This window comes from Sphingomonas sp. GM_Shp_2 (assembly GCF_026540875.1).
Lineage (GTDB): Bacteria > Pseudomonadota > Alphaproteobacteria > Sphingomonadales > Sphingomonadaceae > Sphingomonas > Sphingomonas carotinifaciens.
Genome location: NZ_JALNUQ010000010.1, coordinates 87438 through 104698, shown reverse-complemented (window position 1 = coordinate 104698; position 17261 = coordinate 87438). Strand labels below are relative to the sequence as shown.

General features: G+C 61.7%; 13 protein-coding genes and 1 pseudogene. 8 read left to right on the top strand and 6 right to left on the bottom strand.

From position 1 onward, the window contains the following. Positions 1-1087: hypothetical protein (locus OXR08_RS05975; RefSeq protein ID WP_267348571.1), on the bottom strand; the 1087-nt coding region annotated here is incomplete at its 3' end. A 250-nt stretch (positions 1088-1337) separates the two neighbouring features. Here OXR08_RS05975 and OXR08_RS05970 point away from each other — a divergent pair. Beyond that, positions 1338-1922, top strand: a complete 585-nt coding sequence (locus OXR08_RS05970; protein ID WP_267348569.1) for a hypothetical protein — start codon at positions 1338-1340, stop codon at positions 1920-1922. 70 nt (positions 1923-1992) lie between these two features. Here the strand turns inward: OXR08_RS05970 and OXR08_RS05965 are convergent, their stop codons facing one another. Further along, the gene (locus OXR08_RS05965; protein WP_267348567.1) at positions 1993-2403 is read right to left on the bottom strand and encodes a hypothetical protein; all 411 of its coding nucleotides are present in this window, start codon (positions 2401-2403) and stop codon (positions 1993-1995) included. Here OXR08_RS05965 and OXR08_RS05960 point away from each other — a divergent pair. Further along, positions 2403-2555: a hypothetical protein gene (locus OXR08_RS05960; protein WP_267348566.1), complete on the top strand. Its 153-nt coding sequence runs from the start codon at positions 2403-2405 to the stop codon at positions 2553-2555. The genes OXR08_RS05965 and OXR08_RS05960 overlap by 1 nt on opposite strands. 488 nt (positions 2556-3043) lie before the next feature. Beyond that, positions 3044-3214 (top strand): annotated as a pseudogene (locus tag OXR08_RS05955) (Arm DNA-binding domain-containing protein); the annotation flags it as partial. Positions 3215-3306: 92 nt separating this feature from the next. Here the strand turns inward: OXR08_RS05955 and OXR08_RS05950 are convergent. Both OXR08_RS05950 and OXR08_RS05945 read right to left on the bottom strand, forming a co-directional pair. Further along, on the bottom strand, positions 3307-4524 hold the full coding sequence (locus tag OXR08_RS05950; protein ID WP_267348565.1) for a rhamnogalacturonan acetylesterase: 1218 nt from the start codon (positions 4522-4524) through the stop codon (positions 3307-3309). Further along, positions 4515-5273, bottom strand: a complete 759-nt coding sequence (locus tag OXR08_RS05945) for a rhamnogalacturonan acetylesterase (protein ID WP_267348563.1) — start codon at positions 5271-5273, stop codon at positions 4515-4517. The genes OXR08_RS05950 and OXR08_RS05945 overlap by 10 nt, the downstream gene beginning before the upstream one ends. Positions 5274-5457: 184 nt before the next feature. On the opposite strand from OXR08_RS05945, the gene OXR08_RS05940 reads away from it, so the two are divergent. From OXR08_RS05940 to OXR08_RS05930, 3 genes are all read left to right on the top strand, one after another. Next, positions 5458-6099, top strand: a complete 642-nt coding sequence (locus tag OXR08_RS05940) for a DUF6250 domain-containing protein (RefSeq protein WP_267348561.1) — start codon at positions 5458-5460, stop codon at positions 6097-6099. 68 nt (positions 6100-6167) lie between these two features. Beyond that, positions 6168-8828, top strand: coding sequence for a Tat pathway signal sequence domain protein (locus OXR08_RS05935; protein ID WP_267348573.1), 2661 nt, complete (start codon positions 6168-6170; stop codon positions 8826-8828). A gap of 758 nt (positions 8829-9586) precedes the next feature. Beyond that, entirely contained in the window at positions 9587-10237 is a 651-nt protein-coding gene (locus tag OXR08_RS05930) for a hypothetical protein (protein WP_267348559.1), read from the top strand. A gap of 458 nt (positions 10238-10695) precedes the next feature. Here OXR08_RS05930 and OXR08_RS05925 read toward each other — a convergent pair whose 3' ends face one another. Together OXR08_RS05925 and OXR08_RS05920 are read right to left on the bottom strand one after the other, a co-directional pair. Further along, positions 10696-14310: a TonB-dependent receptor gene (locus OXR08_RS05925; protein WP_267348557.1), complete on the bottom strand. Its 3615-nt coding sequence runs from the start codon at positions 14308-14310 to the stop codon at positions 10696-10698. 734 nt (positions 14311-15044) lie between these two features. Beyond that, the gene (locus OXR08_RS05920) at positions 15045-15302 is read right to left on the bottom strand and encodes a hypothetical protein (RefSeq protein ID WP_267348555.1); all 258 of its coding nucleotides are present in this window, start codon (positions 15300-15302) and stop codon (positions 15045-15047) included. A 528-nt stretch (positions 15303-15830) separates the two neighbouring features. On the opposite strand from OXR08_RS05920, the gene OXR08_RS05915 reads away from it, so the two are divergent. Further along, positions 15831-16310 (top strand): sigma-70 family RNA polymerase sigma factor, encoded by a 480-nt coding sequence (locus tag OXR08_RS05915; protein ID WP_267348553.1) that lies wholly within the window; start codon positions 15831-15833, stop codon positions 16308-16310. Beyond that, positions 16307-17161, top strand: coding sequence for a FecR domain-containing protein (locus OXR08_RS05910; protein ID WP_267348551.1), 855 nt, complete (start codon positions 16307-16309; stop codon positions 17159-17161). Before OXR08_RS05915 ends, OXR08_RS05910 begins: the two co-directional genes overlap by 4 nt. The last annotated feature ends 100 nt before the right edge of the window (positions 17162-17261 follow it).

Below are 17261 nucleotides of genomic sequence, written 5' to 3'. Positions count from 1 at the left end.
AGTCCAGGACTATCGCCGGCGCGCCGGACTTCTTCTCAACCTTCTCGACTTCTTCCCTTTGAATGCCAGCCTCGTCCGCGAACAGCTCCTTGATGATCATCACCCCCATGACGGTGCGGTCGTTCAAGGGGACCTTGTAGAGCACGCCTCCGGTTCGCACGGCGAACTGTGGTCTGCCCATGATTTGGCCCAGCGCGCCGATGAGTTGACTGCGCGCCTTCTCCATCTGCTTGCGGCCCGTCGCGCGCTTCCGGTTGAGCGTGCGGTCCAGCGCGTCCTTGTTGTTGGGGCTGTCCTTCGCTTGCACCACTAGGATGCGGCTGGGGCCAATTACCAGTGCGTCCGCGAGTTCCTCATCGTAATCCCCACGGAAGGGGTTTAGGTGGACGTTCGCGGGGCCGAAGACCCGCTGGAGCGCCTCAGCGATGCCGGGCTCCTGGAAAGAGCCTGGATTGTTGTTCTGGACTAGGCTGTGGAACGGAACGTTGGGCGTGCCAAGATAGTCAGCTGTTCGATCTAGGTCGATGATCGCTATGTCCGGCGGGAACAGGGGCTCAGTGAAGACGACGCGCAGCGCCTCCCGGTCGGCTTCGGCGTCTCGCAACCCAAACCAGTCGGCCGTGGTTGCCAGCATGGTCAAAAACGCCTTGGGATCGGGCTTCGACCGGCGGAAGCTGCGAATTTTCTCGGCTTGGCCGGCAGGGTCGTCCACACGGGCTGTGAAGCCGGCGAGCTCGATCTCCTGCTCATCGAAGAAGTGTGCCGTCAGCCTTCCGGACGTAATTAACTCCACGAGGCTATCGGAGAGTGGGTCGTCGAACAGGAGCGTTCGAATGCAAAGCGGCTCGTCCGCGTCGTCGAAAAAGGCAGTGAGCAGCCCCATGCCCACTGTGTCGCCGACCTGCATGGGAACGGGATAGAAGGCAAACCCGCCGCGACCGATGGCGGTGAGGATGATTTCCTTCGTCGCTTTGACGATTAGCAGGGGTGGCTCGTCCGGGTCGGGCCGGGCAACCCAGAGGCCGGGCGGTAGGTCGCGTATGGCTTCTCGGATTCCGGGGTGCTCTATCGTCAGCATCATCGGCATGGGGGTGCGAGCAATTCCGATTCTGTTGTCCTAGTCTCATCAGCGCTATACCATGGCAGTCGATAAGTCGCGGATAACCGCCGCGAGTTTCCGCCCTTACGTGATCGTTATCCGATGCCTATGGTTGCCCTGAGTGATTGGGGGTAGCATGGCATCGGGAAGGCGTAAGAAACAGGCGGTTCCCCCTCGTGAAGCAACGGCTGTAAACGTCACCCCGTTCTGGAAACGTCCATGGCCATGGCTTCTTGGCATGATCGCAGGGCTCGCCCTATTGCTGACCAATGTCACCTCAATCCTGTCGAACGCTCGTGCATTGCCCGGCGAAGTTCGCAAGACGTCGGATCAGTTTTCTGGCTGGTACGGCGACTACCAAGGCTGGAAAGGCCGCTGGACGAATGATCCGGAAGGTATGGTAGACGCAGCCGGACTTAGCCTATCATCGCAGCCTTTCAGGATCGACATCGATGATACTGTTTCCGGTGATATCGTTGGTACGCTTGAGACCAAGGGAATCTGCGACAAGCTCCCTCTCTTCGAAAATCTTCTAGTGGATGGGAGTATCTCAAGTTCGAAGTACGCCACGATTCACGTGTTTGACTTCATTGGCGGCTATCGCCGTGAGTTCGCGGTGTTGCGTCTCGAGCGAGAAGGTCAGGTGATGCGGGTTACGCCGCTGGCCGACCACGCTAGAGTGTTCGCGCGCGAGAGTCGTATCGCGCGCGATCCAGAAGGGATTGGGGGGCCGGACAATCGCGAGGCGATCTGCCCCGGAAAGCGCGCAAAGTTCATCGAACGCGCATTAGAGAAGGCGAGCAAGAGCTCGGCGCAGCCCTAACATGAACAGATGTCTAGTCTCGGGAGCTCAGAAGCGCGGCTGAATGTCTGAAAATGGGTCAGAGTGCAAATCAACGAAAACTGCGTTGAATCGCGGCAACCACCGCACGTCCTTCACTCAGTGTCGCTTCGATCATTGACTGAAGATGGTGCGTAGTTGCGCCGCGCGTGCCGACATAACCTGATCGAACCAATTCGACGAATGCTTCGCTGCGCAGATAATGACCATCGAGTTCGGCATGGTCGATGCGAAGGCCGCCCCGGCTTCCGCGCAGGCCGCCGTGGCCAAGCATATGGTCGAAATGTCCGAGGCTGATCACGATGCCCGCCGCACTCGCTGCCGAGTGGCGTTTCATCTTGTTCACAAAGAAGGCGCCGGGATGGAGGCGGTATGGCCCCTCCGGATCAAGATCGAGATCGAATTGCCGCATCCGGTCAAGCTCATCCTCGAATTGCGGAGGCGCTGCGGCATCGCACTGCATTGGGTCAACTGATCGAGCGGGTCGCTGCCGGAAGGGCAGGGGACGACGAGATCATCCGCCTGCGTGACCTGTTCGGCCCGATCTCCTTGCTGCCGACTGGCGAACGTGGCGCATGTCGGCTGTTCAAGGTCGGTAAGCCTGGCAGCACCTGATCGACGGGCCATCTACCGCCCCGGCATCGCTTTCCCGACTTGCCAGTGGTTACCTGTAACCGCGCCCTTCAAGTCAAACAACGAGCTGATTTTCCGTTAAACGCACGTCCATCGTAGAGCCAGAACGTCCCAGCGCATCTACAGCAGAATGGGGGTACTGGCACCAAATCCCGAACCAAAATACAATGGATACAATATCATAGCTATAGCCGGAAGATCCCTGTGGGTACTGTCCCCGCAACCATTCCAGATTTTCCAAAGCGTCCCGGTAGCCTGCGCTCCCGGGGCGCTTTCGCGTGCTTGTTGCCAATCAGTTATGTGGAATCAGCGTGTTTCGCGAGGTGCCGGCGCGTGCACCGGCAACCCGCCACGTCGATTTGCCTCCGGGGTATTGTGGGGGTGCGAAGGAAGCGGTACCGCCAATGGGGCTTGAGGAACTCGACGTAAAGTACGCGACCAGGCGGGATCGCGATTAGAAGCTCACCAATGGCGGCGGACTATATGTTCGTGTCCGTTCCAACGGCTCGAAGCTGTGGCGGATGAAGTTCCGGTTCGACGGAAAGGAGAAGATGCTGTCGTTTGGCAGCTATCCCAATCTCACCCTTCTTCTCCGCCGTCACCCTCGCTGCCACCGTTATCTGCTGGCAGTGATCAACTAAACATTGGTGTCCGCCTTGCCGGCGTGACCAGTGACGGACGGGGTAGGGCGACGGCCAGGTTGACGCCGAGGAGGACGCAGCAGATTGTCGTGTCAGCTTCCGTCCGGGCGGGTCGAGTCTCGGGTGACGCTGGCAGCGAGATGGAAAGTGGCAGGGTCGGGCGGTTGTGCGGGGTTGAACGGCGGTAGATTGGATCGCAGATGGTGCGCGAGCGGCAGCCGTGCGTCGGCAATGCCTTTCGCGACACTGCGCGCAAGCACCCAGGCGCCATAATTGTCGTGGTGGGTTGCGTCCCGCCCGCCGTCGTTAAAGGCGAGAGGCGCCCGCTCGGGACCGAGCGCCTCGTAGAAAGCGATGCTGGCGGCGTTGAGGTCGATGACAGGTACGCGTAGCTCGGCGCCGACCGCCTTGGCCGCGGCGACATAGTCGGCCAAGGTCGAGCGAATCCTCCGACCCGCCCAGTTGCGCCGGTCGGGCGAGGTAATCAGCACAGGCGTCACGCCGCGCCGCCGGAATTCGGCGATCCACGTCCGCAGGTAATCGCGATAGGTGCTGTCGGCTGCGGCATAGGTCTGTGGCCAGTTCGCTTTCTGGTCGTTGTGACCGAACTGGATCAGCGCCCAGTCGCCGGGCTTTGCCGTCTCCAGAACTTTGGCGAGTCGAAGCTCGGTAAGGAACGACTTCAGCGTCTCACCGGACTCGGCGTGATTGGCGATCGCAACGTCGGGACGAAAGAAGACCGGCAGCATCTGACCCCAACTCGCCGCCGGCTCCGCCTGCTGATCGGTGACCGTTGAATCACCCAGCAGAAAGATAGTCGGAACGGAGACGGGCTCTACCGTGATCGCAGCGACGCCCGGGTGCTCACCAAGAATTTCGAGTGTCAGCCGGTCGTCCCAGCTGAATGAACGCCGCTCGCGTGGCTTGAGCAGAACGGATGAACTGCCCGGCGCCTGCGCAGGCGGAGGCACGAGCGCGGCGTCGCGCACATTCACGATGAAGGTACACGTAATCCGACGGCCGGCGGGTACGCGAACCGCATCGAGCATAAGCCGGCGCGTCTCTGCCTTGATCGTCGTTTCCGTTGCGTGGTCCGATCGCCCGAGGGTGACAGTTACGCGGTAATTGCCCGGCGGGGCAGCAACCGAGAATAGTCGCGCCGATGAAGGCTCATAGCCGTAGCCGTCCGAATAGGTGCGGTTCGCTGCCACTGAGGTCGCGCCTGTTCCATCGAACGTAAAATGACGCTTTTGTGCCGGTAACGGTGCGGCTGCGGCCAGCGTAACAGCAAGCGCCGCAGTCAGTCGCATGTCGGCCCACCGGCAGGCGTCGCGCGGGTGAGCGCCGGAACATGTGGAGTGACATAGCGGGAGACGGGTAGCCTCATCCGCTTCAGGTCGACTGCGACCAGATCAGCAACGTGCCGCGCGCCCAGTTCGCTGAAATGCGTATCGTCGTGCACGCCCTGCGGGTAACCCGGCGCGCCGGCATCACCTTCGTAATGAAGGTAATATCGCTTGGCGGCTTCCTCACCCAGTGCCTGCACCATCGCCTCGGAGCGCTTGCCGAGGTCGATCAGCGGCGTGCGCGTTGCACGCGCTACCTGTCGCGCAGCATCTGCATAGGCGGGATAGGTAGGCTGCTCGACACCGTTCCGGAAGTCGCGACGCGCCACCGGGGTGAGGATCACCGCCCGTGCGCCAGCCTGTCGCGCTACGGCGAGGAAGCGGTGGAGGTTGGCGGTATATTGCGCCACCGTGGTATAGCGTTCGGGCTTGTCGATGCTCTGGTCGTTATGTCCGAATTGGATCAGCAGCGTGTCGCCACGACGCAAATCGGCGGCGATCCGGTCGAGCCGCCCCTCGCGAATAAAGCTATTGGTGCTGCGCCCGCCGATGGCGCGGTTCTCCACCGTGACGTTGGGCGCCAATGCACAGCGCAGCATCGTGCCCCAGCCGGATTGTGGATAGCGGTCTGCCCGGTAATCCTGCGCGGTGGAGTCGCTGGCGATGAAGATGCGCAACGGTGGCGGCGCGGCGGCCCCGACAGCGAGTGACAACAGCGCTAATCCGACAGCCCTTGCTTTCAACGGTGCTCTCCTTCTCGCCCTGATCCGACACGGAGCAACGGTCACAAATTCAACGATAATTCCATTATGTGCAATCAAATCTAAATATTGGGACTTGGCTTGGCAAGCGTAATGCGTCAATCCTGTGCCGAGGGCTGAACTATCGAGGCCGAGGATGATGGGGTTGATCGCTGCCGCCCTGATAGCACCGCCGCCCCCAGCGGAAAGCAAGTTGCTGCGCGATTGGCGGATCGAGGCGGAGGACCCAGATGCGCGCGTGACCGAGCAGGCCGGGGTTATCGACATCGACACGCGCAAGGGGCTAACCTTGTGGTCGATGACGCCGGTCGCCAGTCCCGTCACGATCCGGTTTGAGGCGATGGCGGTGGCGGAAGGCGGTGCCAATGACACGGCCAGCGACCTCAATGCCTTCTGGATGGCGACGGAGACAGGCAGGGGCGGTGGGCCGCTACGCCCGCGCCACGGTGCGTTCGGCGCCTACGACGATTTGCGCACATATTATGTGGGGATCGGTGGCAACCGGAACACGACGACGCGCTTCCGCCGCTATGTCGGCATACCCGGCAACCGACCGATCCTGCCCGAGCATGACAGGCGGGCGCCCGCCGACCTGCTTGTCGCCAATCGCTGGACGCGGATCGCGCTGATCGCGAACGGCCATACCGTAGCGGTGGAGCGCGACGGCGTGCGGCTGTTCACGCTGCACGATCCACAACCCTATTCGCGCGGCTATTGGGGGCTGCGTACGACCTGGAGCCACCTGCGCATCCGGCGGGTGCGCGTATCCGCTCGTTGAAGGAGAAATCCGTGGAATGGAATCGTCGCGATGCGTTGACGTTTGCGCTGCTGGGCAGCGGGGCCGCAATGGTGCCGGGCGCGCGCGTGGCGGCCGCTGCGGCACCATTCAGGCCAGCACCGATACGCTGGATCGACGGCTCGGCCCCTGCGCTACACGTCGGGCAAACATTTGGCGTCGCGTGGCCTCGCAGCGCAGTGAAGCTTGGCACGGCCCTTACGGTCACCGATCGCAACGGTGACGCCGTGCCGTCTCAGACATGGATCACCGCACATTGGCCGGATGGTTCGATCAAGTGGAGCGCGCATGCTGTTCCGGCCGACGTTGTGGCGGACAGCCTGATCGTGTCGCGTGGTCGGCCGACGGTACCGCGTGGTGCGGTGCGGGTGACGGAGGATGCCGATACGGTAACGATCACCGTCGGTGACCTGCGGTGGGAAATCGGGCGATCGGGGCCAGCGCTGGTGCGACAGGCGAGCATGGCAGGCCGTCAGGTGCTAGGTCCCGTCACATTGGCGGGTGCCGCGCGCACCGAGCCGCTTCACGGTGCCGACCAGCCATTTGAGGGTCGGATCGAGACAGTGACCGTGGAGCAGCGCGGGCCGGTGCGCGCGGTGGTAAAGATCGAGGGCAGGCATGTCTCCGGCGATCGCCGCTGGCTGCCGTTCGTGGTGCGCCTCTACGCCTATGCGGGCTCGACGGGGCTGCGCATGGTGCACAGCGTCGTGTTCGACGGGCGCGCGTCACAAGACTTCATCTCCGCGCTTGGCGTGCGGGCGCATGTGCCGATGCGCGCCGAGTTGTACGATCGGCACGTCCGCTTTGCGACCGATGCGCAGATGTTCGCGGAAGCGGTGCGTCCGCTGACCGGCCTACGTCGTGATCCCGGCACGGCGTTTCGGGCAGCGCAGGTTGCCGGACGCGCGGTGCCGCCGATCGAGGAAATGGCAAAGACGGTGCGCTCAACGCTGAACCGTATTCCGGCATGGGGCGACTTCCGGCTGGAGCAGCCAAGCGCCAACGGCTGGACGATCGCCAAGCGCACGGCGCCGGGCCAGGGCTGGATCGACGCCGATCAGGGGCATCGCGCTCCGGGGCTGGCCTATGTCGGATCACCGCAGGGGGGAGCGGCGATCGGCGTGCGGTACTTCTGGCAACGGCATCCCGCCGCGCTGCACGTCGATGGTGCGACTGGCGACGACGCGGTGTTGACTGCATGGCTCTGGTCGCCCGGCGCTGCGGCGATGGACCTGCGTCCCTATCACGACACGATGGGGATGGAGAGCTTCGATGCACAGAATGAAGGACTGTCGGTTAACTACGAGGATTACGAACCCGGATGGGATGACGCTTCCGGGATCGCGCGCACCAGCGAACTGATGCTATGGGCGTTCGCCGAAACGCCCGGCAGCGACATACTGCGTCGGCTCGCCACGACGCAGGCCGAGCCGCCACAGCTGATGGCGGAACCTGCGCACCTTCACGCCGCCGGAGTATTCGGCGATTGGGGACTGTGCGATCGGTCGACACCCAACCGCGCTGCGATCGAAGATCAACTCGCCAACCTCGTCGATTTCTATGCCGGAGAGGTCGACCGGCGCGCGTGGTACGGGTTCTGGAACCATGGCGACGTCATGCACAGCTACGACTCCGACCGGCATCGCTGGCGATACGATATCGGCGGCTTCGCATGGGATAACAGCGAACTCTCGCCCGACCTGTGGCTTTGGTACCAGGTGCTGCGGACCGGTGATGCCAGAACGTGGCGGCTGGCCGAGGCGATGACCCGGCATACCGGCGAGGTCGACGTGTACCACACCGGGCGCTTCAAGGGCCTGGGGACTCGTCACGGCGTGCAGCATTGGAGTGACAGCTCGAAACAACCGCGCGTCAGCAACGCCGCGTATCGACGTCCGTTCTACTATCTGACCGCGGATGAGCGCGTGGGCGATCTGCTGCGCGATCTGCTCACCTCCGACCAAACGCTGACTACGGTCGAGATTGGGCGCAAAGTCCCGGGCAAGGCGAAAACGCCCCTACCTGCGGGAACGATCGAGATGACCTTCGGCACCACCTGGTGCCCGCTGGCGGCGGCGTGGCTCACCGAATGGGAACGCAGCGGCGACACGCACTGGTGCGACCGGCTGATCGCAGGGCTGGATAGTATCGGGCGACTGCCCAAGGGATGGATGACCGGTAGCGCGCCGTTTGATCTGACATCCGGGCGGTTTGTCGACCAAGGGCGGGGCGTGTCGATCAGCCACCTGAACGCGGTGTTCGGAGCTGTAGAGGTGAGCTCGGAGTTGATCGGGTTGCTGGACGTACCCCGCTATCGCACGGCGTGGCTGACGTATTGCCGGTGGTATAACGCGTCGGAGGCTGACTATGTCGCGCGCTTTGGCGCGCCGTTCGGAGCGCGCAACCTGCGCGAGGGGCATTCGCGTCTGACCGCTTATGCTGCGTTCCACGAGAAGGATGACGCGCTTGCCACGCGCGCGGCGGTGGAATTCCTGTCGGGTGACGCCGGTCTGGGCACATGGCCGCGCGATCCGCGGCACGTGGTCGATGGAGTGCTGGAATGGCCCGGCGTGTCGACCAACGCCGCGGCACAATGGGGCTTGGCTGCCATCGAGAATCTGGCGCTGGTGCCTGGCGCATTGGATCGTGAAACCATTGTCGCCCCAAGTGCATCCAGACGGCCGCGCCTGCGCGATGCCGGCCGTGATTAAGCGGTGCGGCATTGTCGCCGCGGGGGAAGGGGCTCTTGGATGCGGGTTGCACGATCCCGTTATGCTGGAAGGTGCCTTGCGCCTGATGACGATGGGCATGCCACCGAGCTCACTGCAGTTGGGAAGGGCGATGCGGCGATGCGATGGTGACGCTTGGCTGCTTTCGACATCCCGGCGACAACCATCAGCTTCGGAAAATTGCGGCCGTTCAGGTGACGCGCCGTCAAGAGACAAGGCGACGTTCGTGTAATGGTGACGATAGCAGCCACGGCAACCGCGTGATTGCGCGGACTGTAGCAGTCTGCCTGAAATCGCCAAGCGGAATAGGGTCAATCCGCAAAACAGGCTTGTCGACGTACTCGACCTGATCGAGCGGAGCCACCTGATCGAACGACTGGACGAGCTGCCGATTGGGTCTGAAAGATTTCGGCGCAGATGGCCCGTAGCCGCCCTAATCTGCTTGCTGGCTCCTGGCGTCGGACGCATAATCTTTACTCAACGCAAAGGTACTGATTGTACTACGTCCGCTTCTTGCGCTGGCTTTGCTCGGTGTTGGAGCTTCTCGCCCTTCCGCCCCGCCCCAATATTGGCCAGTCCAGCGCTATGTTGAATGGCAGCCGGAATGGGAAAGCCAAATTATCAACGCGGCAGGGTTGTCTGCACGAATCGAAGTCGAACGATGTGGAAAAGATCGTCCGGCGTCAGAAGAATGTTTCGAAGGTGGTCGGTATCTGGTGGCGACAGTCCGGGCACCGGGGATGAAGCCGGTCACGATGCGGGGTGAGCCCGGCGTTACCGCTTTTGTTGGTATCGGGAAGCTTACTCCGGATGCGACGCAGCCTTCGCTGATCTTGATTTCAGAAAATGGGGGGAGTGCCGGCTGCGTTGAGATCGATTTGGCCGTGCCGCAGATGACCGGATATGAACGCGTGAGGCTCAGCGCCGGCGAAGATGACGATGGTACTCAGTGTCGGGTTGATCCGTCCCGTCTGGCATGGCCCCGGGATATGACCGGGCATGGTCGCCCTGAGTTCCAGTTGCTCGATACGAGATTCCAGTGCCGGTTTACCAGTTGCGCCGGTAGCTGGTATCCTCCTCGGATAGTTGCCCTCGACGGACGAAAGGGCGTCGACGTTTCCTCAGATCCGGCTCTTAGGCCCCTTTATCTCATAGACATGGTCAAAGCACGGCATGCCTGCAAAAATGCCAAGGAGGAGGCGCAGGGTGCGTGTGCAGGATATGCGGCGGATGCTGCTCGCGTGGGGCAACTGCCGCAAGCCTGGCGTGTCATTCACGCCCAAGTGCAGCGCGGGTGCCGAGTGCCATTCTCCGATGTCTGCCCAGACACCAATCGCATCCCGACGAGTTTTCCGGCAGAGCTAGCACCTCTGCTGCCGGCAGCCGGATAGTACCTTCATCGCTGCTGACAATGACTGGGAGCGAACCGCGACCCGGTGTCTGGCTACGTCGCCCGCTGTCGGGCTCCCACCCCAGCACCGTCATCGTGTCCCTGCCGCTACGATGGTGCGTGAAACTTGCGGCGCTGCTGTGGCGTGAACGTACCTACGAACCGGGCAATCCAACGGCCTGACGAGATCTGCCAATGCAATCCGCATCGCCTGGATCATGTCTTCAGGAGGTGGGCGACCGATGGTTTGAGGGTCCACCAGCGTTCTAGAGGCCCATGCTGTAGGCTTGGCCAGCGTGATCCAGCGCGCGACCGGTCAGGGCGGGGGAGGCGATCTGCTTTCGATAGACCCAAAGTTTTTGGGCCACTCTTCACCGCCCAAGCGGCCAGATCCGCTGTCATGCCCGACAGCGATCCGGCCGCTCATCAACGCAAATCTGTGCCTTACCTAGGCGATCATCACCGTCCGGGCCGGCCGAAGGCGATGCGGCCACCGGTCAGCAGTCGCCAGCCGCCGTAGGACAAGGCGGTCACGCGCGGCCTTCCGTCCGCAAAAGTCTCATATTTGCCGAACGAATTGCTCTGCGTCTGTTTGGTAAGGTTGCGTCCCTCGACATACACCTGCACCTGCTGCGTTATGTTGTAGCTCGCTTTGAAGTCCAGAAATTGCGTCTCGTCCTTGAACAACGGCGCGCCGGGATTGTAGCCCGGTCCGACCAGACGGACATTGGTGTAGTTGAGGCCTGGATAGTTGATATCGGTTGAATTTCCGCCGCACGGCGTGATGCAGTTGAATACCTCCGTACGACGCTGGTACGCGAGGCGCAGACTCAGTCGACCGTCGTCATACCATAGCGAGCTGTTGAGATAATAGCGCGACTGTCCTGGGGGCGCCATGACGTCGCCAGTCGATGGATCGAGGGTGCCAACCGACGCCTTGGACATGAGGAACGAGATATTGGCATCCATCCCAGTGTATCTCAGATACCATGGCAGGAAGGTGAAGGCGGTCTTGCCGGAGAATTCCCAGATGTTCCGTTTGTAGCCTGGAGCGTTGTCAAAGGTCGGATAGTTAAAGGTCAATTCGGAAAGCGTCTTTCCAGTGACCGGATCAACCGTTTCGCTGCCCGCGAACGGTTGACCCGTACGGGTAACGTTCATCGCCCCGCCCAGCTTTACGTCCAGCTTGCCGAAGGTGGCCGACAGTACCGTGTCGCGGTTCGGGTACCATTCCAGCGCGAGATTGTAGTTCCACGCCGTATAGGGGCGCAGGGCGGGATTGCCAACGCGACCCGGGCAGCTGAACGGATCTTCACCGTCTCCGGCAAGATCGAGCGTCACGCGCTCGTCGACGACGCAGGAGCCGGCAGCCAGCAGGTTGCCGGGAGCGGGCCTTGCCACCGTCTTGCCGGCATAAGCACGAAGGACCAGCGACCGATTGAATCCCCACAGATTGAAGTTGAACGTCGGAAGCCAATCCCACGAAGTCGCCTCGGCCGTCGTGTTCTGCTGAAAGGTTTGCGACACCGTTCCGCCAACGGCGTTCGGGTTGAGCGGATCGAAGGCGGCCGTGGTCTTGATCGTGGTCAAAGACAGCAGCCCCGAGCCCTTCACGCGCGCATAGATGCCGCGCAAGCCGATATTGCCGTCCGTCACGATACCGAACGGCAGGTCCTGCGAATAATCGAACATGCCGTACAGGTTGATGATTGTCTCGTCCGTACGCGTTACCGGCTGGTCGTACATCTTGCCGTCGCTGCCCATGCACTGTTTCAGACAGTCGAAATTCATGAATTGCGAGGCGCCCAGCCCGGAGAACAGCTCATCGGTACGGATGCCTGGCCATGCCGGCGGCAGGTTGCCGCGATTGGGAACGCCGTTGAAATAAACGGAATCAGGCTGTTCCAGCGTTTTGGCGAACAGGTCGCGCAACTGGTCCGGAGTGAGTGTGTCGACCCCTGACCGTATCGCCGCCGGGTTCCGGGAGGGAACGAAGCCATAATTGCAAGACAGTCCGCCGGCCGCAGCCGAACCTGCCGTCGGCTGGCAGGCGCGAAGCGTTCCCCTGACGTTGGCCGTCGGCACGATGACTGCGGGAACATAGCCCGGCTGGCCGTAGGTCCCGATTGCAGCAACCGGCGTGTAGCCACCGCCGCCCCAGAAGTTGATCTTGTTGTTGCGATACATCGCACCGTATTTGACGCGCGTGATGAACGCCATGAAATCTTCGGTGCGATAGGTCAGGTCGAGCTTGGCAATGCGCTCAGACGATTCGGACGTGGTCGGACTGAAGGACACGCCGAAGCTCGGTGTGGTCTGCGGCAGCTGGCCAACCGTATAGGCGGGCGACGCGACCGTGGTAGGAGATGCCGCAACTGCGGCCTGCCCAAGGCAGGTCGGCGCAGTGCCGGTGCCGATACAGGGTGGCGAGGACAGCTGCACGAAATTGTTGGGGTTGCTCTCGTCATATCCAGCTGGCAGCTGGATATCCCATAGGCCGTTGGGTTGCAGCGCGAGCGTTGCGTTGCCGTAGGAATAGGACCGCGACGTACGCTTGTCGACGCGGCTGCTGGTCGCCGTAGTCATGCCGGCCATGAAGTCGATATCGACCTGCTCACCTCGGAACTCGGTGCCGCCTTGAAAATAGTTCGTTTTTACATCGATCGTGTTCTCGATCTGGTCGACGTTGACCGAATTGTTGGTCAGCGTCATCTTGGTGACGTTATGTTGATCGTCAACGACGATGCTGCCGGGCACGACGTTGAGGACGTTGCCATAGGTCGCGTTGCCGCCGACCGCGTTCAGACCATATTGCGGATCGTACAGATAGTAGCCGGTCGGCGCGGTCGGCGAGACGGTGCGGTACCGCTGCGCCCCGGTGGTCGTGTCGACATAGGTTCCCAGTGCGTTCTGCGTCAGCAGCGACACCGGGTTATGGGTGCGGAACTGGTCGTGGACCTTGCGGTTGGCGATCGACGCTTTCCCGAAAACGATCAATCGGTCGTTGACCTTGAAATCGAGCCGCCCGTCGAAAGAATAGCGTTTATCTCGCTGCGTCTGCATCAGATTACGGATCAGCGATGGCGTGTAGTCGTTCCACTGGTTCAAGCAGCTCTGTTGCTCTAGGACGCGCTGGGATCGCTGCGCCGTCGTGCCGGCGGTGAGAACGGGAAAGGTGGAAAGGCACTGCGCCTTGTTCTGCGCCGCCGCAGCCTTGGTCAACAGCGTGCGGGGCGTTTCCACGCTATTGGCAAAGGGGGTGTCCGCAGTATCGCCCGATAGCGTGTCGAGATTGTAGGAGAAGGTCTTGTCGGGCGACTGATCGAAATCGTACAGGCGCGAATAGTTACGGTTGCCGCTCGTCGTCGTCTGATAAGTGTGGCCATTATTCTGGATATCAGCGTAGTTGCCGCTAAGGATAACGCCCACCCGGTCGTTGAAGAACTTGTGCGATGCGACGCTGTTGAAATCCGGAGTCCAAACGCGTCCTAGGGAGTTACGCTGCACACCGCTGCGCAGTGAGAAATACGGCTTTTGGAAATCAAGGCCGGAACGCGTCTTGATCTGTACCGAACCGCCCAGCGATCCTTCGGTCATGTCGGCCGTGGCGCCTTTCACGACATCGACGCTCTTGATGAGTTCGGCGGAAAGCTCGCGCATGTCCGCGCCGCGCGACGCGCCTAAGCCGCTCGTGTTCTGCACGCCGATGCCGTCCAGCTCGACGCGGGTCAGGTCTGCACCGTTGCCGCGGATGGCGATGCTGTCGCCTTCGCCGAACTCGTTGCGGTTCAGTGCCACGCCCGGCAAGCGCGAGATCGCTTCGTTGACGTTGCGGTCCGGAAAGGAGCCGATGTCGTCGGCTACCAGAGAGTCGGTGGCTGTCTTTGCGTTCTTCTTGCGCCGATTGGCGGATTCCTGCGCTGCGCGGGAGCCGGTGACGACGATTTCCTTGTCGAGCGTGTCGGTCTTGTCGTTCTCGGAACCCGGCCCGTCCTGACTGGATTTGGTGGCTGAAGTCTGCGCATCGACCTCGCATGGCACCGTGGTGCCCAGCGCAAGTGCGAGCGCGAACAACGACGCCCCGCCAAGCGGGTGCCTATAAGTCCCTTGGATCACGTAAATCCTCCCCCTTTTGGAAATTCACAGCGAATGCAAATGGCTATGTTGTTGATATGCGCCGTTATTTACCCCGACCTTTAAGGGCGTGAGCACTTGTTATTGCGTCTCGTCACCTCGTCGCCGAACCGCTGATCCCATATTGTCGATCAATGTTCCGCATTATATATATGCAACACAAGCAAGTCCAGTGACGTTCCTGTTTGTTAGACAAGACCATTATTCTTCATGGTTTGGCCTTAAGCACATGATAAATCGACTATTTTGGAGTCTTCTTTGGACTTGTGTCGATTATGCAGTGTGGAAATTTCATCATCCCGCGATAGTCAATTCCGTTTTACTGTTGTTTTTACAACACTTGGCTTGCCTTGGAGAAACGGATTCCTTTAACCTACCTAAAGGCTGTTACGGAGTTGCGAGAGTGGGGGATCCGTCCGTTGCTGGATGCGCATTTACGGCAAGCATGGTGGTGCTGAGAGAGATGGTTACGAGCGCATGATCCTCGTTGCCTCCCCCGGAGCGCCTGCGCTGTAGAGATCACGGCGGCTGACGGGCCCAAGTATTGATATCGTGAGGGGGCACTAGGATCGATCTGGCGCATCGACGCTGTTTGATGTCCGCGCGGCCCCGAGGTCGCCGTCACGCGGATCACGTCCAGCACCCTGCTGCACCAGCGCAAGCCCTTGCATGCCCTAGCGCATGTAGGTGCGGCCTATCGCGATCCGCACCCGCGTGCCCGAAGGGGGCATCGCATAGCCTTCAGCGCTGCAGCCGCCAACGCCGGTGACGTCAATGTGGAAATCTCCGCCGTCCGCCATCGACCAGATCGAAGAGGAAAGGGGGGACTCGGGCATTTCTGCAGGCGGCTCATCTAATAGCAACGCCGGCATGAACGCCGATTCTGCCTGTTGCCGCGCCGCACGCCGCAAGCGGTAAATAAGGCTGCGCACGACGTCATGGCCAACCGCTACGTCGCAGACCTCGGCATCCGAGACGTTCCGGCCCCGCCACTATAATCATCTGCACCATGGTCGGTGCGGACGTCCTTTCGTGCGGCTGTAAGGATCTTCTCCATCCTCGCGCCGCCCGCAGCAATGCGGAACCGGGATATGTTAACCGCTTGACTTCGCCCGTATACAGCTTCCGCGCCGTCTTCGTTGTCGTAATCCCTCACATCGGGAAAGCTTAGCTGCTTGTCCAGCAGATCAGCACCACCTCACAGTCGCTTGCAGCAGCTTCTATCAAGAGCAGCCGTCATCTAAATAGAAAGCTGGGCGGGATCCGTTATCGTTACCTGTGCGACGGATGGCTGATCTTATCGCTTGTCTCCTCCCGCAATCCGCTGTCGGCATCCGTGCCGGCCCATGTCACACGCGTTTAATGGAATACACCTAGCAGCATTGCCAGCTCTGGGGCGGGGTAAACGGGTGGTATCGATGGGCATCGTGACGTTGGAACCGGCCGCACGGCAAGACGGCATGAATGAGAAGATGCTGTACGCGTTGCTGCACCGCTTCGCGCTCCACCGTTTGCGTTGTCCTTGCGATAGCGACGATCTGGTGCAGGAAACCTTCACCCGCCTTTATGCCTATCGCAGCCGGCGGACGGTCGAGGACGTCACTGCCTTTTGCCTCAAAGTTGCGGCAAATCTCATCCGCGACCGGTTCCGGCAGATGAGCAGAAGGCCGACAACAACCGAATTGACCGATACGATCGTCTGCCGGCAGCCACTGGTCGACGAGGTGCTGCTGTACCGGCAGCGCGTCGCGATCCTTTCCGCCGCCATCGAGGCGATGCCGCCGCTGCGTCGTGAGGTCTTCCTGCGCCGGCGGCTCGATGGCGATGCCGTCGCCACGATTGCGGGCGATCTCGACCTGTCGTCCGTCGCGATCGAGAAGCATGTTACGCGCGCGCTGGGCGACCTGCGTCGTGCGCTCGACCGGCACGGTCTGTGGTGAACGCACGTCACGACGACATGTCGCTCGTCGAACAGGACTTCGCACCCGAGCTGACGGACGCTTTGTCCGGTTGGCGTGAGCGTGGGCGGCTGTCGAACGAGGCGGTACGGGCGCTGCGGACACGTCGACGCCGCGCTGCCGCCGCGGGCGTGTCCAGCGGTGCCGCAGCCCTGCTGCTGGCGATTGGGCTGCCGCATCTTCGGTTGCCGCCGCCATCCGACCAGACTGCCTCGCTACGCACCGGGCGGGGCGAAACGCGGGCGGTTCGGCTGCCCGACGGGACGACGCTACGGCTCGACGGGGGAACGCAGCTTACCGTGCGCTACACCGCGACGGCGCGCGAGGCGACACTGGCGGGGGGCGCGGCATTCTTCGACGTGATGCATGATGCCGGGCGTCCTTTCACCGTTCGGGCCGGCGACGGCGCGGTCCGCGTGCTCGGCACGGCGTTCTATGTCGACCGTACCGCAGGCCGGATGGACCTTGCGGTCTATCGCGGTGCGGTGCGGCTCGCCGGGCGCGGCGATGCGCGGGGGAGGTGGGTGCCGGCGGGTTGGCGCGGGCATGTCGTGCATGGCCACGCCAGCCCTGCGGCCCGCTTCGAAGCCCGTGCCGACGACCTTCGCCAGGGTTGGCTGGATGTCGACACGCTGCGGCTTGGCGATCTGGTGACGATCCTCAACCGTAGAGCAGGGCCGGCGATCGAGCCGCCGCCCGCACCGCTCGCGGATCTGCCAATCAGTGGCCGTTTCCGAACCGACGATGCGCAGTCCCTGCTGGTTTCTCTAGGCATGTCCTATGACTTTAGCGTGACTGACGAAGGTGGCGTCCTTGTCTTGTCGCAAAAGTGACACGAGTTGTTCTAGGTAATGTCATAAAATATTGTGTGTCCGTACTAGATAATATCGTCGTCTTCCTATCGTGAGGGCTGCTTCGCAGTCGAAGAGGGGG

Coding starts and splice junctions, on each gene's coding strand:
- OXR08_RS05970 (WP_267348569.1), top strand. CDS start 1,338: ATGATCGCAGGGCTCGCCCTATTGCTGACCAATGTCACCTCAATCCTG.
- OXR08_RS05965 (WP_267348567.1), bottom strand. CDS start 2,403: ATGCAGTGCGATGCCGCAGCGCCTCCGCAATTCGAGGATGAGCTTGAC.
- OXR08_RS05950 (WP_267348565.1), bottom strand. CDS start 4,524: ATGCGACTGACTGCGGCGCTTGCTGTTACGCTGGCCGCAGCCGCACCG.
- OXR08_RS05940 (WP_267348561.1), top strand. CDS start 5,458: ATGATGGGGTTGATCGCTGCCGCCCTGATAGCACCGCCGCCCCCAGCG.
- OXR08_RS05935 (WP_267348573.1), top strand. CDS start 6,168: ATGGTGCCGGGCGCGCGCGTGGCGGCCGCTGCGGCACCATTCAGGCCA.
- OXR08_RS05930 (WP_267348559.1), top strand. CDS start 9,587: ATGAAGCCGGTCACGATGCGGGGTGAGCCCGGCGTTACCGCTTTTGTT.
- OXR08_RS05915 (WP_267348553.1), top strand. CDS start 15,831: ATGAATGAGAAGATGCTGTACGCGTTGCTGCACCGCTTCGCGCTCCAC.